25 protein-coding genes and 6 pseudogenes are annotated in these 20,852 nt (G+C 33.0%); 26 read left to right on the forward strand and 5 right to left on the reverse strand.

From position 1 onward, the window contains the following. Positions 1-29: 29 nt before the first annotated feature. The 6 genes and pseudogenes from DN408_RS02750 to DN408_RS02775 all read left to right on the forward strand — a co-directional run bounded on the left by DN408_RS02750 (position 30) and on the right by DN408_RS02775 (position 2,779). Positions 30-392, forward strand: a complete 363-nt coding sequence (locus DN408_RS02750; protein WP_016119688.1) for a DUF3958 family protein — start codon at positions 30-32, stop codon at positions 390-392. Beyond that, positions 389-992: pseudogene (locus tag DN408_RS02755) on the forward strand (T7SS effector LXG polymorphic toxin); the annotation flags it as partial. The gene DN408_RS02750 and the pseudogene DN408_RS02755, both read left to right, overlap by 4 nt. A 527-nt stretch (positions 993-1,519) precedes the next feature. Continuing rightward, positions 1,520-1,777 carry a hypothetical protein gene (locus tag DN408_RS02760; protein ID WP_098092969.1) on the forward strand — a complete coding sequence of 86 codons (258 nt, stop codon included), beginning with the start codon at positions 1,520-1,522 and terminating at the stop codon, positions 1,775-1,777. Positions 1,778-1,790: 13 nt separating this feature from the next. Continuing rightward, positions 1,791-1,982 (forward strand): hypothetical protein, encoded by a 192-nt coding sequence (locus DN408_RS02765; RefSeq protein WP_000171320.1) that lies wholly within the window; start codon positions 1,791-1,793, stop codon positions 1,980-1,982. Between the two features lie 14 nt (positions 1,983-1,996). After that, entirely contained in the window at positions 1,997-2,260 is a 264-nt protein-coding gene (locus tag DN408_RS02770) for a DUF4176 domain-containing protein (RefSeq protein ID WP_033730878.1), read from the forward strand. A gap of 117 nt (positions 2,261-2,377) precedes the next feature. Continuing rightward, entirely contained in the window at positions 2,378-2,779 is a 402-nt protein-coding gene (locus DN408_RS02775; RefSeq protein WP_098633291.1) for a hypothetical protein, read from the forward strand. 216 nt (positions 2,780-2,995) lie between these two features. Here the strand turns inward: DN408_RS02775 and DN408_RS02780 are convergent. Further along, a pseudogene (locus DN408_RS02780) lies at positions 2,996-3,569 on the reverse strand (tyrosine-type recombinase/integrase). A gap of 361 nt (positions 3,570-3,930) precedes the next feature. Here DN408_RS02780 and DN408_RS02785 point away from each other — a divergent pair. The 3 genes from DN408_RS02785 to DN408_RS31275 all read left to right on the forward strand — a co-directional run bounded on the left by DN408_RS02785 (position 3,931) and on the right by DN408_RS31275 (position 5,096). Further along, complete coding sequence (locus DN408_RS02785; protein WP_098633290.1) at positions 3,931-4,335, forward strand: alpha-ketoglutarate permease; 405 nt, start codon at positions 3,931-3,933, stop codon at positions 4,333-4,335. A gap of 289 nt (positions 4,336-4,624) precedes the next feature. Further along, the gene (locus DN408_RS31270; RefSeq protein WP_002166276.1) at positions 4,625-4,786 is read left to right on the forward strand and encodes a hypothetical protein; all 162 of its coding nucleotides are present in this window, start codon (positions 4,625-4,627) and stop codon (positions 4,784-4,786) included. A gap of 151 nt (positions 4,787-4,937) precedes the next feature. Beyond that, the gene (locus tag DN408_RS31275; protein ID WP_002087303.1) at positions 4,938-5,096 is read left to right on the forward strand and encodes a hypothetical protein; all 159 of its coding nucleotides are present in this window, start codon (positions 4,938-4,940) and stop codon (positions 5,094-5,096) included. 217 nt (positions 5,097-5,313) lie between these two features. Here DN408_RS31275 and blaIII read toward each other — a convergent pair whose 3' ends face one another. Then, positions 5,314-6,261 carry a class A beta-lactamase BlaIII gene (blaIII, locus tag DN408_RS02790; RefSeq protein WP_000497835.1) on the reverse strand — a complete coding sequence of 316 codons (948 nt, stop codon included), beginning with the start codon at positions 6,259-6,261 and terminating at the stop codon, positions 5,314-5,316. A gap of 671 nt (positions 6,262-6,932) precedes the next feature. Here blaIII and DN408_RS32395 point away from each other — a divergent pair. The 4 genes and pseudogenes from DN408_RS32395 to DN408_RS02815 all read left to right on the forward strand — a co-directional run. Further along, positions 6,933-7,151: pseudogene (locus tag DN408_RS32395) on the forward strand (hypothetical protein); the annotation flags it as partial. Positions 7,152-7,374: 223 nt separating this feature from the next. Further along, positions 7,375-7,569 (forward strand): hypothetical protein, encoded by a 195-nt coding sequence (locus DN408_RS02805; protein ID WP_144512667.1) that lies wholly within the window; start codon positions 7,375-7,377, stop codon positions 7,567-7,569. A 28-nt stretch (positions 7,570-7,597) separates the two neighbouring features. Further along, positions 7,598-7,882, forward strand: a complete 285-nt coding sequence (locus DN408_RS02810) for a DUF4176 domain-containing protein (RefSeq protein ID WP_002125622.1) — start codon at positions 7,598-7,600, stop codon at positions 7,880-7,882. Positions 7,883-7,903: 21 nt separating this feature from the next. Next, positions 7,904-8,185, forward strand: a complete 282-nt coding sequence (locus DN408_RS02815) for a hypothetical protein (RefSeq protein ID WP_002125625.1) — start codon at positions 7,904-7,906, stop codon at positions 8,183-8,185. A gap of 102 nt (positions 8,186-8,287) precedes the next feature. Here the strand turns inward: DN408_RS02815 and DN408_RS02820 are convergent. Next, positions 8,288-8,551, reverse strand: a pseudogene (locus DN408_RS02820) (tyrosine-type recombinase/integrase); the annotation flags it as partial. A 127-nt stretch (positions 8,552-8,678) separates the two neighbouring features. On the opposite strand from DN408_RS02820, the gene DN408_RS02825 reads away from it, so the two are divergent. From DN408_RS02825 to DN408_RS02865, 9 genes and pseudogenes are all read left to right on the forward strand, one after another. Then, positions 8,679-9,347, forward strand: a complete 669-nt coding sequence (locus DN408_RS02825) for a hypothetical protein (protein WP_070169883.1) — start codon at positions 8,679-8,681, stop codon at positions 9,345-9,347. A gap of 13 nt (positions 9,348-9,360) precedes the next feature. Then, positions 9,361-9,453 (forward strand): annotated as a pseudogene (locus DN408_RS31860) (DUF4176 domain-containing protein); the annotation flags it as partial. An 11-nt stretch (positions 9,454-9,464) separates the two neighbouring features. Next, positions 9,465-9,656, forward strand: coding sequence for a hypothetical protein (locus DN408_RS02835; RefSeq protein WP_002125631.1), 192 nt, complete (start codon positions 9,465-9,467; stop codon positions 9,654-9,656). A 109-nt stretch (positions 9,657-9,765) separates the two neighbouring features. Next, positions 9,766-9,906, forward strand: a pseudogene (locus DN408_RS31865) (hypothetical protein); the annotation flags it as partial. Positions 9,907-9,935: 29 nt separating this feature from the next. Further along, complete coding sequence (locus DN408_RS02840) at positions 9,936-10,457, forward strand: SecY-interacting protein Syd (RefSeq protein WP_002125632.1); 522 nt, start codon at positions 9,936-9,938, stop codon at positions 10,455-10,457. Between the two features lie 537 nt (positions 10,458-10,994). After that, positions 10,995-11,666, forward strand: a complete 672-nt coding sequence (locus DN408_RS02850; protein ID WP_033730880.1) for a hypothetical protein — start codon at positions 10,995-10,997, stop codon at positions 11,664-11,666. 412 nt (positions 11,667-12,078) lie between these two features. Beyond that, on the forward strand, positions 12,079-12,729 hold the full coding sequence (locus tag DN408_RS02860) for a Yip1 family protein (RefSeq protein WP_002010942.1): 651 nt from the start codon (positions 12,079-12,081) through the stop codon (positions 12,727-12,729). Positions 12,730-12,780: 51 nt separating this feature from the next. After that, complete coding sequence (locus tag DN408_RS31285; RefSeq protein ID WP_002010943.1) at positions 12,781-12,951, forward strand: hypothetical protein; 171 nt, start codon at positions 12,781-12,783, stop codon at positions 12,949-12,951. Positions 12,952-12,986: 35 nt separating this feature from the next. Beyond that, complete coding sequence (locus DN408_RS02865; RefSeq protein WP_002010945.1) at positions 12,987-13,310, forward strand: hypothetical protein; 324 nt, start codon at positions 12,987-12,989, stop codon at positions 13,308-13,310. A gap of 453 nt (positions 13,311-13,763) precedes the next feature. Here DN408_RS02865 and DN408_RS02870 read toward each other — a convergent pair whose 3' ends face one another. Next, the gene (locus DN408_RS02870; RefSeq protein WP_078178967.1) at positions 13,764-15,089 is read right to left on the reverse strand and encodes an MFS transporter; all 1,326 of its coding nucleotides are present in this window, start codon (positions 15,087-15,089) and stop codon (positions 13,764-13,766) included. Between the two features lie 224 nt (positions 15,090-15,313). Here DN408_RS02870 and DN408_RS02875 point away from each other — a divergent pair, with 224 nt between their 5' ends. Genes DN408_RS02875 through DN408_RS02885 form a run of 3 tightly spaced genes read left to right on the forward strand, consistent with a single transcriptional unit; the run spans position 15,314 to position 18,565 of the window. Then, positions 15,314-16,903, forward strand: coding sequence for an ATP-binding protein (locus DN408_RS02875; protein WP_078178968.1), 1,590 nt, complete (start codon positions 15,314-15,316; stop codon positions 16,901-16,903). Between the two features lie 19 nt (positions 16,904-16,922). After that, positions 16,923-17,600, forward strand: a complete 678-nt coding sequence (locus tag DN408_RS02880) for a response regulator (protein WP_078178969.1) — start codon at positions 16,923-16,925, stop codon at positions 17,598-17,600. After that, entirely contained in the window at positions 17,597-18,565 is a 969-nt protein-coding gene (locus DN408_RS02885) for a tripartite tricarboxylate transporter substrate binding protein (RefSeq protein WP_078178970.1), read from the forward strand. Before DN408_RS02880 ends, DN408_RS02885 begins: the two co-directional genes overlap by 4 nt. Before the next feature lie 177 nt (positions 18,566-18,742). Here the strand turns inward: DN408_RS02885 and DN408_RS02890 are convergent, their stop codons facing one another. Beyond that, entirely contained in the window at positions 18,743-18,997 is a 255-nt protein-coding gene (locus tag DN408_RS02890) for a helix-turn-helix domain-containing protein (RefSeq protein WP_078178971.1), read from the reverse strand. A 557-nt stretch (positions 18,998-19,554) separates the two neighbouring features. On the opposite strand from DN408_RS02890, the gene DN408_RS02895 reads away from it, so the two are divergent. Then, positions 19,555-20,847, forward strand: a complete 1,293-nt coding sequence (locus DN408_RS02895; protein ID WP_078178715.1) for a DNA cytosine methyltransferase — start codon at positions 19,555-19,557, stop codon at positions 20,845-20,847. Positions 20,848-20,852 lie beyond the last annotated feature (5 nt).

The following is a 20,852-nucleotide window of genomic DNA, read 5'->3' on the forward strand; positions in this document are numbered from 1 at the left end:
CATAAGGGTAAAATGGTAGGAGGAATATGATGAGTCAAGATATTGAAAAACAAATCAATGAAGTAAATCAAAAGTTAAGAAGTGTATTTGAAGAACAAGACCAAAATCAATCCGCGATTCACATTCAGGAGCAAGCGGAAGCAGATTTTTATGAATGGAGAAGTCGGAGCCATCGTTTGTTTGATCGAATTTTAGGAACTTGGCATAGTGATAGAGAAATGTCTCAGTTTCTTATGAATACATATCAAGATGCACAACATATTGAAAGAAAAGTCACATCTGAATTGGAAAACAAAAAAGAAACGTTGCTTAAAGAAAGACGAGACCTTAGTGATTTAGAAAACGACCTTTCTTATCAACAACAAAAATTAGCAAGGGAGGTCAATGCATGAGTTTAAATATGTATTTGGGAGAAGTACAAAGCCAAACTCAAAGCATGAATGCTGTATGTACCGCGACCATTCAAGGCATGGAACAAGCCATTCAGTCGATTGACGCTTTTGCAACTGATACTGTGTTACAAGGGCAAACATATAGCAGTGCAAAATCATTTTTTGTACAAACCTTTCGTCCTTTAGCGCAAGGAATTATTTACTTATGTGAAGAGCTAATCCGACAAAACAATGCCTTTCCAAGTCAATTTCAATCAAAGGTAGCTCAGGCAGATGTAATTGAACACGAGATATTAGAACAAATTCGAGAAATTGACCGAATGAAAACAAGTATGGAAGCTGTTAATCAAGCTATGCCAATTCCGGGTATGGATGCCATGGTAAATCTTTTTATTGTTATGGGGCAAAAACTGCAAGAAAAGCTGGATCATTTGTATCAATTCAATCAGACCTCTAGTAATAATTATAGTACAGCACTTCAATTAGCAACTAGTATTGCCACAGGTCTTGCGGAAGTCCAAAGTGGAAAAGGTTTTAGTGCTTCAACGGGGATATTTAGTGTGAAAGAATTAAATATGGAATGGGCAGTAGCTATTCAAAAAAAATCAGAAGATAAAGTTCATGCTGTTCAAATTGAAAAAGAAGCTGTTAAAAATGATGGGTTTTTGATGGATTCAAAAGTGGTAATGGAAACAGCTAATGGAGTAGCAACAGCTGCTGGATTAGGCGCTGCTGGACTACTGGATTAAGTGCTGCTGGATTAGGTGCTACTGGATTAGGTGCTACTGGATTAGGCGCTGCTGGTTGGGGCTACTGGATTAGGTGCTGCTGGATTAGGTGCTGCTGGATTAGGTGCTACTGGATTAGGTGCTGCTGGATTAGGTGCTGCTGGATGGATTATTAATAAAGTTAATTTACAATCAATAACTGATGTGTTAAGTACGAAGTCTAATGAACAATATTTATATAACCATGAAAGTGGTCCATTATATGCTAAAGCTATAGGTGGTGAATTGAAAGCTGGAGCAATTGCTGGTGGAAGTGCTTCATATAATACTGTTAAAGTAGGTATTGAAGGTGGAGTAGATGTTAATGGAAGAAAATTAAAAGGAGAAGCTAGTTTAAGTATGGCGAATGCAGAAGTTTCTGCTAAAATAGATAAAAATGGATTTGAACTTGGTGCAGAAGCTTCTTTAGCAAAATATGAAGCGGGTATTGATATACCTATACCATTTACAGATCATGATTTGCATATTGGAGGTTCAGCTTCACTTGGACAAGCCGGTGGAACTGTTAAGGTAAGTTCAAGTGGGTTTAAAGTAAATCTTCCTTGGGGGCCTGGAGCAAGTCCTGTGGGTACAGGTGTTGAAATAGAGATAAAGTAAAGGAGTATTTTTAATGACTTTAGAAGGTTTGAAAAAAGTTTTAACAATTCTTTTTGTTATTTGTTTTTTTGGTACAATTATTTTTACATTGTTTGATGTTACATATAATTTTAAGGAAAAAATGATTTTTTCTTTAATATATTTAATTACAATTCCTATCAGTTTTTTAGTTTTATATAAAATAGGGAAAATTTTTATTAAATAAAGAGGTGAATTATTGTGGGGAAAATAGAAAAGGATACATTACTTCCAATTGGTTCGGTTGTGAAATTTAAAGCATGGGAGCAACCTTTGATGATATATGGTAGAAAACAGGAAGATTCAAAAACTAAGGAAACTTGGGATTATGTGGCTTGTTATTATCCTATTGGAAATGTTTCAACTGAATATAATATGTTTTTTAACCATGAATACATATCAGAAGTTATTTTTACTGGTTACATAAATGAGGATGAAATTAAGTTGCGTGAAGATTTAAAATGATAATTTGAAATTTATAACTATAATAAAATATATATATCTTAATGGATATAATTTTTTATTATAGTTATTTTTATAAGTTTAATGTTGAAAATTTTATTGGGAATAGAAGGGGTAATGATGTTGAAAATTTTTAAAAATACAATTTTATTTGTTTTGTGTTTAGTAATTCTTAGTGGTTGTTTTACAAGAGAGGGAACTATTGTTGGTGGTAAAGTTCATGGTTCTTCAGATAGTGTATCAGGTAGTATATCTGGAGATTATAGAAAATTTACTGGATCTGCAACTCAAGATAGGAAAGTTAAAAAAGGTGAGAATTGGATTTTTTCTTTTGATGATAAAACTAAACAAGGAACTATAATTGCTTATGTTGTGGATTCAAATAATAATACAATACTAGAGTTTAATAGTGGCGAAGGCGAAAAAAATATTAAAGTGCCTAAGGATGATACATATAAGGTTAAAATTAAAACGGAAGAACATGGTGGGGAATTTCGAATATCATGGAAAAAAGAAAAATAGTTTTTTGATTGAAAAAAGCATCTAAAGATAGATGCTTTTTTTTTTAGTCTTTAATTAAATAGTTTTGAATCTGTATTCTGGTGAAATATATAGTAATCATGTTTTTTAAGTAGAAAATCGAGTGAGAATCAGCTCCAATTTAATTCAAAGAATTATTAAGTAATGTTTTTAAATCTGATTGTATATCAAATTTTTCTTTATGTTGATCATATATGATTAGATATAGAAATTATCTAGTATATTATCTTTTTCTTCTTTATTGATTCCAATATATTTAAGCGTAATTTGTGGTGTACTGTGATTGAGTATATCTTGTAACATGGCTACATCTTTTGTTTGTTTATAGAACCAATAGCCGAAGGTTTTGCGCATAGTATGGGTACCAATGGATTCTATATCGGCAAAATCTCCGGCTTTTTGCAATTGTCGATAAGCCTGGATCTTACTAATGGGTTAATCTCCTTTTCGGGATGGGAATAACCAGGTATTTTCTAGAGTTTGGGTATACGAATAGACTTCATCAAAAATAGAAGCAAGATTAATCATGCGTTCTTTCTTCGTTTTTCCTTCTTTGATCTTAAATTCTTTTCTTTTTTTTTAGTTTTAACTTTACTATGGTTTGGGTTTCTATTTGGAGTAGATCGCTGACACGTAATCCTGTATGGATCCCAATAAGGAAGAGAATATAGTCTCGTTCAGAATAATGACGTTTGAGAGCCTATTTCATATCTTCAATCTGTTCTTTACTTCTGATGGGGTGGACATCAATGAGATTTGGTTTTTTGTTCATGGATTTTAGACTCTTTTATTCACAGTGTTTTGAATGTAAACTAATAATAAAAAGTTTGCTTTCAAATTTGAAAAGGTTAGTCCCTCATTCCACTCCAGCTAAAAACCTCACACCAAAAAACAAAGGGGAACTCAATTGTTCAAACTCATATAAAGTTTCAATCTTGTCTAAGCATCCATTAGGATATACAATTGATCATCCATTTTTCTTTACATAATCTCCAGATACAGTCCATATCAACTATAGATTCTTGTCTTATGCTAAATGTAATCAAAAAGCAAGTAGATAAAGATAATGACTAAAACATTAACTCTAGATACTTTTTTGATGAATATTACAAATAAACAGGAGGTAATGAAAAATGATTAAAACATTATTAGCAGGAGCACTTTTAAGTACAGGATTGGTAGCGGGAGGCGCAGTAGGTGCAGATGATGCGAAAATGGACAATTTAAAGTCAAATGAAAATAGTTCAAATCAAGTAATTACACAAAGTGCAGATGGAACAACGTCTTTCTCACAAAACTTTGATTTACCTAAAGATGCAGTACCAGCAACTCCTAAAGGAGAAGCAAAAACTGTTGAAAGAACAGAAGGTACAGGTTCTCAAGAAGGAAAAATGGTACCAACAAAAGAAGGTACAGATTCTCAACCTGGATTTGAAATGGGAGCCCATGAAAAACCAGAACATGCAAAAACTGTTGAGAGAACAGAGGGCACAGACTCTCAAGAAGGAAAAATGGTACCAACAAAACAAGGAAATTAAATAATATATAGTTATAACGAAGAGCATCCAAAAAGTGGTGCTCTTTTTATATTATAGGGATTAACTAGTTTTACTGAATATAGAACTGTAGGAGGAATTGAGGCTAGAATATAGGTTACTGTCTCTTCAAATCATGGTGTTGGAAGCACTAGTTTTGGTGGTAACGTTACAACATAAACATTTTATTAGAGATTTTTTTAAATTTACATACACTCTAGATGGACTACATATCAACTTCAGATACTTGTTTTATGATACAAGTAATCAAACAAAAGGAGGGCAATACAAAATGATTACAACAGTATTAACAGGGCACTCTTTTAAGTATAGGAGATTATTAACAGGTGAAGAAAATGTTGAAGATGTACAGACAGATAAACATATTCCATATGAACAAAATGAATTGCAGCAAACTCTAGAAAAGTACGATTCGAAGAAATTTGAGTTATAAAAAGAAAATAGATAAATATAGTGAAAATAGATAAATTGACAAGAGAAAAGCACTTTGTGTATATCACAGGTGCTTTTTATTTTCATTTTGATATAGGGCTTGAATTAAATTTTTACACTAAAATATATACGGCAAAAAGGGGGGGAGTTCATTGCACAAAGTTATTTATGGAATATTAATTTTAATTTATACTTTGTATTCATTTTTTGTAAGTGATGGAAGTGAAGTAAGGTTTATTATGGTGTTAACTATAGTACTTATCTTTTCTGTAGTTTTAGAAAAAGGAAATGCAAACAAAACGACTGATTAAAGGTCTTTTTGTTTGCATTTTTTAGTTGGCTATTACAGTCCAGATGTTTTAGGGATAGCACCAAATTGCCATCAAGCTTAAAGAATCATTTATCCCCAAACAATAAAAATGAGCTTTTTATTACAAGTTAGCACCAAATTTCATTTTTGGGACACTATTAAATTTTTAGTTGATGAAAACACCCGCCTAAAATAGAAAACTTTTAACCTATTATCATTTATTCCGTAGCTTTTAAGGTATTTAACACGACCTTGGTTGCGTCTGCAATAAGTTTATCATCGTATTTAGCATCTTCTTTATCATGATTAGAAAGTATAGCAAGAACAATCGGCTTTTTATTTGGTGGCCAAATAATTGCGATATCATTTCTTGTTCCGTAAGATCCCGCGCCTGTTTTATCAGCTACTTCCCATCCTTTTGGTACGCCAGCGCGAATCAAATTATCCCCAGTTGTATTTCTCTTCATCCAATCTACTAATAGCTCACGTTTTTCTATTGGAAGTGCAGTTCCTAATGTAAATGATTGAAGTGTCTTAGCTATCGCTTCTGGTGTACTGGTATCATGTGTTTCTCCTGGATGCACTTCATTTAATTCAGGTTCAAATCGTTCTGAAGTAGTAACAGTATCTCCCATTTCTCTCAAGATTTTTTCAAATTCAGAGGGTCCCCCTAACTGTTTAAGAATCAAATTATGCGCTGTGCTGTCACTATATCGAACAGAAGCATCTGCAAGTTCTTTTAACGTCATTCCTGTATCAACATGCTTTTCAGTAATTGGATTATAATTAGAAAGATCTTCATGAGTATACGTAATCCTTTGATCAAGAGCTTCTAATGAGTTCTTGCGTAAAAGAGCGCCCACAGCTAATGATTTAGATGTAGATGCAAATGCAAAACGATCATCTGAATGATAAGCAACAGTTTGATTCGTACCTGTGTCCAGTGCATAAATACCAAGCTTAGCATCATATTCTTTTTCAAGTTTAGCGAAAGATTGATTACCTGTATTTTCTTGTTTAATTTGATTAGCTTGATTCGTTTGTTTAGGTGGTTCAGATTGAGTGTTACTATTGGAACAGCCTATAAGTGATACACATGAAAGTAATACTACAGGCACAATCTTTTTGTAATGTAAAATGTTAAAGAACTTGTTTAAAACGAACATAAATTTTCAACCTCTTTCAAGAATATATGGATTTTGTCTAGGTATTCTAAATACCAATGCAATTAAAGATAGCATAGGGTAACAATACTACTGCAGCTAAAATTTCACAGGTTAAAGGACATCCAAAACGTTTATCCCGCTATTGGCCGGGCAGTAAGAGCCCCACCTCAAAATTCAGCGGAAGCAAAGAAGTTAGGTGGGGGTCGGGCTGCCCGTAAAAGCCCGATTGGTGAGGGCTGATTAAAGTTTCACTTTATATGATTGATAAGTCACGGTTTGGGTTATTTCTTTTTTGTTTTCACTTGTAATGGTTCACCTGTGAAAGTATTAAACTTGTAATACTTAACCGTAGTATTACAATACATATTTTTTACTTTTGGGAATAATAAGTCCTTTCTTTTTTTTTGTAATACATAAAAATAGATGTCAAACGGGATATGTTGTATCCAATCTGGACAACTCATATTAGAAATACACTTATTAGACACTCTAAGTAATAAATTTGTTCCACTTTAAGATGAGGAAGAATTTGGGGTTTGTAAAATAACAATGGAACTACGTGTTTTTTCGTCATACAAAAACCTCTACATATAAGTAGAGGTTTTTAAATTGTATATTAATGAATTATGCTTTTTTAGATAAAGAAAATCGAGTTCAGGTAAAAGAAGAACATAGAAGAAACGTTGTTTGATAAACTTAAAGATACTGTTGAAAATAACGTAGAAGCGATGGATCAGTTGTACGAAAAATTTATTCGCCAGATAGAAAATACTCCTATTATCGGGCAATATCATAACTACAAAAAAGGGCAAAATGAAGCGGTGTTAGATGAACTTAAAGGAATATTAAACACAATTTTACATCCAATAGATAGTGTTGAGGGAGAAGTTAAAATACCGTTACCTTTTATTGATGATTGGAAACTAGTTGTTGGCGGAGATGTAGCTTATGGTAGTATAGGTGGAGAGGCAAAAGTTGGATTAAAAAGTGAATTAAGTGTTGGTCTTGGACCTGTTGGTTTAGGAATAAAATTTGGAGTAGAAAAGTAGAAAAGTAGAAAAGTAGAAAAGTAGAAAAGAGTTAGAATGTTATATTTATGAGGGGAAAGTTTTTTTGTTTTCATTGCAAGTGTTTAAAAAGATTTTAATTATTTTTGTTTTTATTGCTGTTCCTTCTAGTTTATTAGCCGTTTGGCTTGGAGCAGATGCTACTTTTAAAGAGAAAATGATATTATCTCTAATTTTTGGCATAGTGATACCGCTAGCTTTTTTTATTTTTTATAAAATCACATCTTTATTTTTAAAGTAGTAATTAGTTTATTTAGGAGGAGTTTTGTATGGAAAATATAAATATACCAAAATTACCAATAGGAAGCGAATTATTACCAATTGGTTCTGTAGTTCTTGTAGAAGAAATTAATCAACTCCTTATGATTTATGGTAGAAAGCAACAACAAGATGATAATAAATTATGGGATTATGTTTCTTGTCCATATCCTCATGGTAATTTATCAAAAGAATATAATGTATTTTTTAATCATAATCAAATTGCTCATTTATTATTTAAGGGTTTTGAAACAGAGGGTGAATTAGAATTAAGAAGTAAATTATCTGAGTTTTAGTGGAAATGGAGAAAATATAATATGATTTTAGGAATTTCATATTTTGATATTTTTTGTATCATAATTATTGCTTTGTTTTTTTTCACTTTCTGGAGATTGAATGCTCGGTATAATAAGAAACATAATGTTCCTAAGGTTTTTCAATGGTTTCCTAGAAGATGGGGGAAAAGAAAAATTTCAGAGCATTTATCTCAACTAAATAAAAAGTTAGAAGCTGAAGGGAAAGGTATTTGGGTTACAATCTATGCTATAGATTTGTACATCGTAACTATCCCTTGTACAGTAAAAAAATATAAATCTTAATATATATGTTTGTAGAAGAGACCTTTTAATTTAAAATAAAAGGTCTTTCTTTATAAATTTCCACTATTTTTTATGACAGTTGAAATAGTAATTTTAAGTAAATTAAATTTGAAATGTATCAAGAATATTATCTTTTTCTTCTTTATTGATTCCAATATATTTGAGTGTAATCTTTGGTGTGCTGTGGTTTAATATATCTTGCAACATAGCAACATCTTTAGTTTGTTTATAGAACCAATAGCCGAAGGTTTTGCGCATAGTGTGAGTCCCAATAGATTCGATACCAGCAAAATCTTTGGCTTTTTGAAATTTTTGATAAGCCTAGATCTTATTAATGGGTTGATCTTCTTTTCGAGAAGGGAATAATATTTCACAGAAGGTGTAAAATGGGATGTTGATTTAGATGGTGATGGTGAAGATGATAGTATTAAGGATATGGTGAAAACGGTTGCGAAAAAAGCTTGGTCAACAGTAGCGGGGTGGTTTAATTAACATGAAAAAAAATACAGATTTTAATAAAAAAGTTTTTGAATATTATATGGCTCTTTATGCTGTAAATGATATAAGATCGACTATAATTACTCTTGTGATTGGGATAGCAGATATATTTGTGCTTTTGCCTGCTTTTGCGAATCCTTTTCAACCGATATATATGTACATAATAGTTCCACCAGTTGTTTTTTTAAATTTATGGACAATATGGATTGTTATAAATCCTCGGAAACGGCAATTACAATACACTCTATTTCGTGGGGTATTTGGCATCGTATGTTCAGTAGGATTATTAGTTATAACCCAAAAGTTTGCATATGGAATGTTAGGATTACAAACTCCAATCTATTTTGTTTTTTCAGTTGGTTTGTATATTTTTGCTTTGAATCATTATTATAAAAACCATATTAAAAAACTTCAGGGACCAATCAAAAAATCAAAGTCATCGAAAAAAAATTCTGGCTTCGGAGTATTGGCTTTTGTAGGATTGGGTCAACTCATTGCTAATATCAGTCTTGGTTTTGCAACACAAAAGATGGTAGCAATTGTATTAATGTGTGTATACTCCATGCTTTCGTTTATGTTGTTTCATTTCATTATGGAACTCCATAGGTATTATTATTTAAGGAAGCATATAGAAGGTGGAGGTAGAACACATGAAACCATTTAAAGAGGTTTATTGAATTTTAAGTATTGTGATTTATGGAAGGAAATAAAAACTTATGGTTAAAGAATCTGTGATGTATGACTATATTGGCTGTTTTTATCCAGAAGGAGGAAAGCTGATATGCAAGCATTTAAAGTTGGGAAATTAGTCACATTCGTTGCAATTATAATACTTCTTGTAGTTGCTATTTTATCTCCTTACAACTTATTTAAAAAGATTTATTTTATTATGGGTGTTCTTATTATTGGCGCAATTTCACTTGGTGCAAATAAATTCTTTGAACTGGTGCACAGTAAATTTAATAAGAAATGATATTACTTATGTGATAGGGGAATTCAAAATATGAATAAATCATTAAGGATTTAAAGGGAAATTTCCACAATATAATTTTACAGGATTACGTGGAACTAAATTAGTTCATCACCATATTGGTGGTGGTCAAGCTGTTGGTGTTCCGATGCCACTACATCCTGGTTTTGGAGGGGTTCATAACGTAGAAAAAGTGATTGGAGCATGGGGGGAAAGATGCAGAATATGTAGAAATGCTTCAGAAATTTATTGAACATCATACATTAGGCGGTAAATAAAAAAATGAAAAATGAAATGGAAAATTGTTTTGATAAAATAATTAGAGAGTGGCAAGAGTGTAATAATTCATTGCCAAAATCTTTATGGCTAGTAGAAGCAGATACTTTTATCTATGAAGGAGAACCAGATACAGAGGGATACGTATTCTGGAAACCTTTAGAGAAAAATATAATTCATGATTTTTCTGATATAGAAAAAGATTTGGGAATACAATTACATAATTCAATTAAAGAATATTATAATTCTTATTGGTTTTTAGACTTAGGAGGTAATTATTTAGGTTATGATTTTGATTTAAATCCTGTTATACCAGGAATTGAACTGCATGATTTTTATGTATCTTTACAAGGATACCAAGGCGCACATGATAATCAACTGAATAATATCCCTATTGGTATGGAGTTTAACGGTCTCTTGGTAGTTGTAGATAATCAAAATGGACAAGTAAAGTTAGAAGATTATGAAAGCGAAAGCTTCGAAGTTATTTGTGATAGTTTAGCAGAATTAATTTTAAATCTTTCATAAGATATATTAAAAAATAAAAAGTAAAAGTTGACTCTATGAGTCCGCTTTTATTTTTTTAAATATATAGTTTGGATTTATTTTTAAAAATTAGATAAGGAATGTATAAAGGACATTTGAAACGTTGATAGTATTGCAAACATATGAAGCGGAAATTATTAAAATTAAGATACCTGATTATATACCTGTATTAGGTGATTATGATAGAAGTGTCAAAGGTGAGATTATAATAGGTGGGTATGATTATAGATTCCGCAGGAGTTTCATTTAAGTTTGAGAAGGAAGCGAGATAATAGAATGCGAAAATTTTCAAAAATAGTTATATGTGTTGGTGCGTTAATAATGATTATACTGGGCATGATTGTACATGATACATGGAAGGATAGGATTTATTTTTCTTTAGCTGTACTTTTTGTTACCGTACTTTCTTTACTATGGAATATAGTTGCTCATAATATTATGGATAAATTTAGAAAAAAGGAGAATAAATAGCTATGAAACTTTTACCGATTGGAACAGTAGCGGGGTGGTTTAATTAACATGAAAAAAAGTATAGATTTTAATAAGAAAGCTTTTGCACATTATATGGCCCTTTATCCTGTAAATGAAATAAGAGTCCACGTAATTGGCCTTGTCCTTTTGGGGGCAGACGTGTTTGTTCTTTTGCCTGCGTTCGCGAATCCTTTTCGATTACTCTATGTATATATAGTAACTCCGCCAGTTATTTTTTTAAATTTGTGGGCGATATGGATTGCTATCAATCCTCGGAAACGACAATTACAATACACTCTATTTCGAGGAGTATATGGCACCATATGTTCAGTCGGATTATTGGTTATAGCTCAAAAATATGCCTATGAAGTGTTACAATTACAAACTCCCATCTATTTTATTCTTTCATTTGGTTTGTATGGTTTTGCTTTGTATCATTTTTATAAAAATCATATTGAAAAACTTCAGGAACCAAGAAAAAAATCAAAATCATCGAAAGGAACTGGTGGTGTAAAAGTAGCAGCTATTGCAGCGGGATTGGGGCAGTTAATTGCTAATATAATTCTTAGCATTGCAACACAACAGATGGGGGCAATTGTATTTATGTCTGCATGCACAGTGATTTCGTTTGTTTTGTTTTATATGATTATAGAACTCCATAAGTACTATTATTTACGGAAGCATATAGAAGATGGAGGGAAAATACGTATAGGCTTTTAAAGAGAATTTGTTGCATTTCAAGTATATAAGCGCATTCTTCTTATGGAAGCCATTCACGAGGCTTATAGCAATAAAAGATGTATAAGTGGAAGATTATATTCTGGTAAAACATCTGAAGGAATGGAAATTAGGTTTGTTCTTATTAATGATAAGATTATAACTGTTTATCCAATGTATTAAAGAATGTGAGGTACTCAAAAATGAAAGTAACTACTCAGCCCATAGTTGAAAATGCAAGACAATATAGAGGTAATTGCTAAGAAGCACTCCCCCTAAGTTTCAGATGAAATTAAATGATTGAATATTTATATTTAAATAACCGACTATTTATGCTTTAATATTTCTATGTACATAACTGGGATGATTAGGAAATTATATTTAATATGTTTTAAGAAAGGGGAATGTTTTTTATATGGAAACTCCAGAAAATCAATTTAAACGTGCACTTAATCCTTGGTTCTCCATTTGGACAAAACCACGTGATACAATGAAAGAAATTTTTATATCCAAACCTAAGAATGTGTTTTTACTCATTTTATTAGGCTCATTCGTACAGACTTTAGATCGAGCATCTTCTAAAAATATGGCGGATTCAATAAGTAGTCCATTTTCAATAATCTCAATAGTTATATTCGGTACCTTCGTTGCTTTCTTAATTTATTATTTTTTGCTACCAGCGTTATTCAATTGGGTGGCAAAAAAACTTGGTGGACAAGGTACCTTTGAAAAAACACGTTACTCAGTTGCCTATTCTTATATCCCTTACGTTTACTCTCTTATATTAGTTTGGGTGCCTTCATTTTTCTTGTTTGGGATAGAAAACTTTACGAGTGAGACACCGGAAATGGATAGTAGCATAACTTTAACGATTTTGTTTCTTATTTTTGCCATAATTGATATAGTTATTGGAATTTGGACAATCATTATTTCCTTAAAATGTTTAGGAGAAGCACACCAATTTTCAGCATGGAAAGCATTATTAACAATAATAGTGTCCTTTATGATTATCATTCTTCCTTTGGTAATAATAGTATTTCTTATAGTAGGGGTTACAACCCTTTAATAATTTATTTGCTTCTTATTTATCCAAACGTTTTCTACGCGCTGTTAGTAATTGTTACAGGCTGAACAACCACATGATTCGGATGTTCCACTTGGCGAAGCGTATGACCTTTATGATCAAATTGATCGCCCGTTTTACGGCCTGTTTTTCTTATTATCAGTGTTAACAGGAATTTGTGAAGGCAAACTTGAAAATCAAAATATTAAACCATTAAAACCTTAGGGTAGCTGAGTAGTTACAAATGAAATATATATAAAGTGACAAAAAATGAAGACCTAGATTCTTTAAAAATAGAATTACCAAAAGAACTAGAAATTGTAGCAACATTTTTAGAAAACGATATCCAAGGGATTCCAGTTAAATGGTGGTTACAAAAAATTGATGAAGTATTAAATAATTTAAAAGAATATAATGAATTTCAAGGTACATTATGTGCAATTCAAGTAAAAAAGGATGAAACTATACTTGTAGATTTATATTCTATCCATGATCCTAATATATGTAAGATTGAAACAACTGAACTTAGAAATTTAATTGAAGTTTGGGGACAAGAACAAAAAATGTATAAAAATAATAACTAAAAAATTAACTTTTATAAAAACATTTAAATTAAAATTCTTCTTAAGCGTGAGCCCAATAGCTCACGCCTTTTATTTTGATTGACTATAACATTTATTTTTAAAATTTATAATCATACTATTTGTTACGAACAAACTTTCAAAGAATCCATTGGTGTTACAGCTAATTGAAGGTGCTTTTATCTTTTGCGCGGGAAGGAGTGGGGTGGCTTGTGTGGGATTGTTCTGGTTGCCCGTTCAAAAAGTATTTAAAAGTAAAAAAAGGTCGTCAAACTCACCACAATCGGTATCTTAAGAATTAAAAGAAAAAGCAAAACATGGGGTTTGCTCGGAAGAAAGATTATAAATCTAGAACGAGTGAAAATTGAAAAATAACACCCCTCAAAGAGAAAAAATTCTCTTTGAGGGGTGTTATATAAAGAAGTCATCCTGTTCAAGATGATCTTCTATACTTTATTATTTTGAACTAGTACCATTCTTCAAGCTATCTCCACCACCAAGCTCCGCCTCAATCTGCGAAGTCTTCGATGACTCATCCATACGCCAATACGTAATAAAGCTTATTGCGATACATCCAGCTACGTAGAAGTAGAATAGTGATTCCATTCCGATACTTTTTAGCCATAAAGCGATGAACTCAGCTGTTCCACCGAATATCGCAACGGTTAGTGCATATGGTAAACCTACGCCGAGTGCGCGAATTTCGGTTGGGAAGAGTTCTGCTTTTACAATCGCGTTAATGGAAGTGTAACCAGTAACGATAATGAGACCGACCATCATGAGTAAAAATGCTACGATTGGTTCTGTCGTTTTTTCCATGAAGAAGAAAATTGGTGCTGTTAGTAACGTTCCGAGAATACCGAAAGCCATTAATAGTGGGCGGCGTCCAATTTTATCGGATAATAGCCCTGCAATTGGTTGAAGTACAACGAATATAAGTAGTGCGGCAAAGTTAATCCAGCTTACAACTTCTTTCGGAAGACCGACTGTGTTTACCATGAATTTTTGTAAATATGTTGTGTACGTATAGAATGCAACAGTGCCTCCTAGTGTTAGACCGACTACTGTTAATACTGCTTTCGGGTGTTTCATAAGAGCGCGAACGGTTCCTGCGCTTTCGCGGTTTTTCGATTCCATATTTGAAAATTGCTCCGATTCATCCATTGTACGTCGAAGCCATAATACAGCTACTGCTCCCATCGCACCAATAATGAATGGAATACGCCATCCCCAAGCTTTCATATCTGGTTCGCTTAGTAATTGCTGAAGAACAATTTGGACACCTAACGCAACCATCTGTCCAGCAACGAGCGTTACATATTGAAAACTTGAATAAAAACCACGGCGTCCACTACTAGCCATCTCAGATAAATATGTTGCGGAAGTTCCATACTCTCCGCCAAGTGATAACCCTTGAAGTAAACGAGCAAGAACTAAAATAATTGGCGCCATAATACCGATGCTTTCGTAACTAGGTGTACAGGCGATAATTAAAGAACCACCGGCCATAACCGTAATAGAAAGAGTTAATGCTGCCCGGCGTCCGTGCCGATCTGCATAGCGTCCCATTAATAAACTTCCGATAGGGCGCATTAAAAATCCGACTGCGAAAATAGCTGCTGTGTTCAGTAACTGACTTGTTGGATCTCCTTTAGGAAAGAACTCTGCTGAGAAGTAAACAGCGAAAGCAGAGTAAACGTACCAATCGTACCATTCAATTAAATTGCCGACTGAACCTTTGAAGATATTGCCGGCGACTCGGTTAGATTTTGCTTGAGCCATAATAATTCCTCCTCTTGCTTATAAATAAAAGGTATATATGAAAGCGTGTTCAATGTAGTTGAATTGTACTGTTTTTTAATTGAAATCTCAATATTATGACAATTTTATTCTTTTTGTACTTTATGTACATGGAGAGTTTTAATAGTTGCTTCATTATTAGTTTTGTCATAATAATAGAAAAAGGAGATTGATAGTTTTGAATATTTTATCAAAGGATATGGAGTATGAAGAAATCACGTAAAGTGTCATTACAAACGAAAATAGTAAGCTTAATTATTACATTAATTTTATTTGTCGTTCTTCTGTTAGCAGGAATATTTGTTTACATTCAGTCCGTTGATACGAAGCGGCAAGTGGAGCAGTTAGCACTGCAAACAGCTAAATCCCTTTCTTTTATGCCAGCTATAAAAGATGCTTTTCAATATAACGAGCATAAAAGTACCATTCAATCCATTGCGGAACAAGTTCGTGAGCAAGCTGGTGCAGATTATGTAATTATAGAAGATCGTTATGGCGTTATGTATTCACATTCTAATTCGGAGTTGATTGGTACAAAGAGTAACAATCCATATAACTATGAAGCACTCACTTTTGGTGGCTATTATACACTCGAAGGAAATGGTGAAAGTGGTCCGGCTTTAATGGCGAAGGCACCCATTATTGTTCATAACGGAGATTACGATCAAGTAGTAGGCGTCGTTACAGTAGAGTTTTTAATAAAAGGTATTGAATCTAACATACTGAGCAGAACGAAAGAAATTATACTCTTTTCCTTAGCTGTATTATTAGCAGGCATTGTTGGTGGCATTCTTTTAGCACGTAGTATACGTAAAGATACACTCGGTTTAGAGCCGAATGAAATTGCAGCGCTATACCGGGAACGAAGCGCAATACTACTATCTATAAAAGAAGGAATTATCGCTATCGATCAAAACGGTTTTATTACGATGATGAACACGTCGGCAGAAGAGATGCTACATGTAAATGATGATTATATGCAGCAGCACATTTCAAAAGTTTTACCGGAGTTTAATATGGAGAGAGTGCTAGAAAACGATCAAGAAATCGGGTTTCAAGATAAAGTGTTTATTTTAAACATGACACCAATACTCGAAAATAACAGTACGGTAGGCGTTGTATGTAGTTTTAGAGATAAAACAGAACTGCAAAACCTTGTTAACACAATATCTGAGGTAAGGAAGTATTCAGAGGACTTACGCGCTCAAACACATGAATTTACAAATAAACTTTTCGTCTTATCAGGATTACTTCAGTTAGGACATTACAAAGAAGCGATTGAATTTATCCAACAAGAATCTAATGTTCATCAAAGCCAAAACCATATTTTATTCCATCAAATTCATGATGCGAAAGTACAAGCTATTTTATTAGGGAAAATCGGAACGGCGTCTGAGAAGAAAATCGATTTTCTTATTGAAGGAGATAGTACGCTTCATCCATTACCAGACCATATAAAAGTTTCGCACCTTATTACGATCCTTGGAAACATAATCGACAATGCATTTGATGCGGTGAGTGAACGAGAGGGAAAGAGTGTTTCCTTCTTTGTTACGGATATTGGACACGATATTGTGTTTGAAGTGATAGATAACGGGATAGGAGTACCAGCAGAAAAAATAAGTACCATTTTTCAAAAAGGATTTTCAACGAAAGGAAATGATCGTGGTTACGGACTAGCAAACGTGAAAGAAATGGTAGATCTACTAGAAGGAACAATTGAAATTCAAAACGAGAAAAATGGGGGAGCTATTTTTACAATTTACCTTCCGAAAACATTGAGAAAAAGTACATGACAAACAGGGGGATGGGCATATGTTGAAGGTTGCAATTGCAGAAGATGATTTCCGCGTCGCGCAAATTCAGGAAGAGTTTTTATCAAAAATAAAGGACGTAAAAGTGATTGGAAAAGCCTTGAACGCGAAAGAAACGATGGAACTACTACAAAAGGAAGAAATCGATTTGCTTCTATTAGATAATTATTTACCAGATGGAATTGGTACAGACTTATTGCCGAAAATCCATGCTGACTTTCCAAACGTTGACGTCATTATGGTTACAGCGGCGAATGAAAACCATATGTTAGAAAAAGCAATTCGAAACGGCGTAAGCAACTATCTTATAAAACCGGTCACGTTAGAAAAATTTGTTTGCACAATTGAAGACTATAAAAGAAAGAAGCAATTATTACATAGTAACAATGAAGTAAATCAAGCACTTATCGATAACTTTTTCGGCATTTCGCAAACACAAGACGTAAAAAACTTACCGACAGGTGTAGATCCGCTAACACTGCAAAAAGTGAAAGGGATTATAAAAGGATTCGAAGAGGGAATTACAATAGAAGAAATGGGAGAACAAATGGGTGCCTCCAGAACAACCGCAAGAAGATATTTAGAATATTTAGTAGCGACAAGCGAATGCACAGTAGAGTACACATACGGCATTATCGGACGACCAGAACGAAAATATCGAATAGGACGAGGACTATGAAAAAACGATTATTACTATGTATATGGATTATGACAGGAGTAATAGCTGGTTGTTCTTCAGAAAAATCTCAAACGAATACAGTAAACATAGACAAAGTAGAAATCGTTGCACCGAACGTTCAAGGAGCTGGATGGGACTTAACAGCACGCGCGATGCAAAAAACGCTGACAGAAGAAAAAATCTTCACAAAACCAATCACTGTCACAAACAAAGTAGGTGGCAGCGGTGATGTCGGATGGAAATATACGAAACAAAAAGGCGGTCACGTACTGGCGATTAACTCAAGCTTACTCATAACGAACAACCTACTAGGCCACAGTAAACTAACATATAAAGACTTCACACCACTCGCGCTACTTGCATCGGACTGGGAAGTCGTTGCCGTCTCAAAAGACTCAAACATAGAAAACGCAAACGAACTAATGGAACAACTAAAACAAGACAAGAAAAACTTCAAAATCGGCGTTGCCCCAGGCCTAGGAAACGACGATCACTTATCCTTCGTACAAGTAAGCAAAGCATTCGGCATAAACCCAGCTGAACTACAATTCTTCGTCTACGAAAACAAAGATAAAATCATAAACGCCCTAACGAACAAACAAATCAGCGCCGCAACCATGACCCTATCCGAAGCCGAAAAACAATACAAAGCCGGCAAAATAAAAATATTAGCCGTATCCGCACCAAAACGGCTAGACCGACTACCAGAAATCCCAACGTGGAAAGAACAAGGAATCGACGTTGTCTTCCAGCACTGGAAAGGAATTATGGGCCCGAAAGATATGACAGAGGAAGAGGTTGCTTATTGGGATGGTGTGATTAAGAGGATGGTTGAGAGTGATAGTTGGAAGGGGATTTTGAGGGAGCGGGGTTGGGAGAGTTTTTATAAGGATAGTGGGGAGACGAAGGTGTTTTTGGAGGAGAGTAGTGGTTGGTATGGGGGGATGGTTAAGCTTAGTGATTAATACCTTCATATTGTTTTTTTGAAATTCATATGATATCCAAAACTAGGGTTAAAAAATAACCACTTCATTTCGAAAGGGGTTATTTTTTATATGGGATTCTGAGGTGATTTTGTAAGAGAGATGTGTGTACTTTGTTAGAAGATATGTACGTTGTAAGTGAGTGAAATATAATTATATTTATTTGTTTTTTGTAGAATGCACCGGGTTTTTATTGGTTGAAAATTCTATCTTTTTAAATAAATCTTCTAGAGTGATATTTAATCCATTAGTTAGCTTTATTAAACTTTCTATTGTTACATTTTTCTCGCCACGTTCGATGGCGCCTACATGATTTGTATGTATACTTGAGAGTTCTCCTAAACGTTCTTGACTTAAATTTTTTTCTTTTCTTATACAGCGAATGCGTTGGCCTAATTCTTTAATTATTTCCATGTTTATTCCACCTTATGGGTTTACAGTAAATTATTTGGAATGATTTTTTCTGCTATTAACTAAGTATTTATTATAACATTTAAATTAGTTTCTGCGATAGAAACTTAACTTTTTTGAGGGGTATATTGCAAAGGATATTTTCGATTTTGGACGAATTATTATTTTATTAATATATATTAGATTCAGGTGTTATTAAATTAGAATTTGAAATTTACATGGTTAGAAAAGAATTGATTGAAATAAAAATATATGTTCGTTTTATTTTGATATATGCTTTTCTTTACATTATTTACAAAAGTGCACGTTTTATTAGGAAAATAAATTTGGAAGAACATCCATATGAAAATGCTCTTTAATCGGAATGTTTATTTTTTTTAGAAAAATAATGCAGTTTAAATTACCATTTACACAAATTATTATTAGCCCTATAATTAACAGACAAGCAGGATTCGTATTTGAGAATGCTTCTTTTTGATTTTATTTGGTATTTCTTTTATACTAAAAAATAAGAACAAGTATTCGTGAGTGATAGAAAATTATTTAAAATAGGTGATTATATGAAGAAAAAACCAACTGTTGTCTCTCTTTTTGCTGGTGCAGGAGGAATGGATCTTGGTTTTATTCATGCAGGATTTGATGTGATTTGGGCAAATGATTTTGATGTTAATGCAGTGAATACTTACAAGAGAAATATTGGAGATCATATTGTCCATGGAGACATTACTCAAATTCCAAGTGAAGAGATTCCAGGAGAAGATGTTGATGTTGTAATTGGTGGTTTTCCATGTCAAGGATTTTCAGTTGCAAATACAAAAAGAAGTATGGAGGATAAGCGTAATTTCTTATATCTAGAACTACTTCGAATTGTAAAGGATAAAAAGCCAAAATTTTTTGTCGCTGAGAATGTAAAAGGGCTATTATCAATGTCCAAGGGAAAAGTAATTGAAATGATTAAAAATGATTTTGAAAAATTAGGATATACTGTAGAATACCGGGTTCTTAATGCTGCTGATTATGGAGTGCCACAGCTTAGGGAACGAGTAATTATTATCGGAAATCGTTTTGGAATTCAAAATCCTTACCCAGAAAAAACACATAAATTCATGCAAGAAGTTGATCCAGAGCAAATTGATATATTTGATATTGAAAATTACAAAGATAAAGATTTGAAACCTTATATTTCTGTAGAAGAAGCAATTGGATACTTAAATGATATTAGGACAAGAAATGAAACCTTTGAATTAAATGGTAGAATGATACTTAATCATGTTGCCTCTGAGAATGTTAGTGATACTTTTTGGGGAAGGAAGCATGAGGTAGATCAAGCGGAAATTTGTGATTATCTAAAAGAATGGCGTACAAAAGCAGGAATATCAGTGAAAGCAATCGATAAACATTTTGGATATAATCATACTGCAGGTCATTGGTTTAGAAAAGATAACAAATCTGGTAGTATTCCAAAGCCAGAAGACTGGTGGGAGTTAAAAAAACTTTTAGATTTTGATGATAAGTATGATAAACAAGTTACAGAATTTATTGAAAAAGAAATTAAATTTGAGCAATCATTAAGGATTACAAACTGGAAACGTCCGAGTGATACGATTACAGCATCTCAGCCTGAAATTCATGTAAATAAAAAAAGAAGGCTGTCAGTGAGAGAATGTGCAATTATACAAACTTTCCCATATGATTTTGAGTTTACAGGTAGTTTGAATGCAATGTATCGTCAAGTTGGGAATGCAGTGCCAGTTTTATTAGCTAAACAAATTGCAAGTGGAATAAAAGAGCATTTGAAAGAACAATCTAGTGAGAAAAATGAGAAATTAGAAGAGGTTGTACTAGCTAAATAAGAATA

It is taken from the genome of Bacillus sp. AR13-1, assembly GCF_008042285.1.
GTDB classification, from domain to species: domain Bacteria; phylum Bacillota; class Bacilli; order Bacillales; family Bacillaceae_G; genus Bacillus_A; species Bacillus_A mycoides.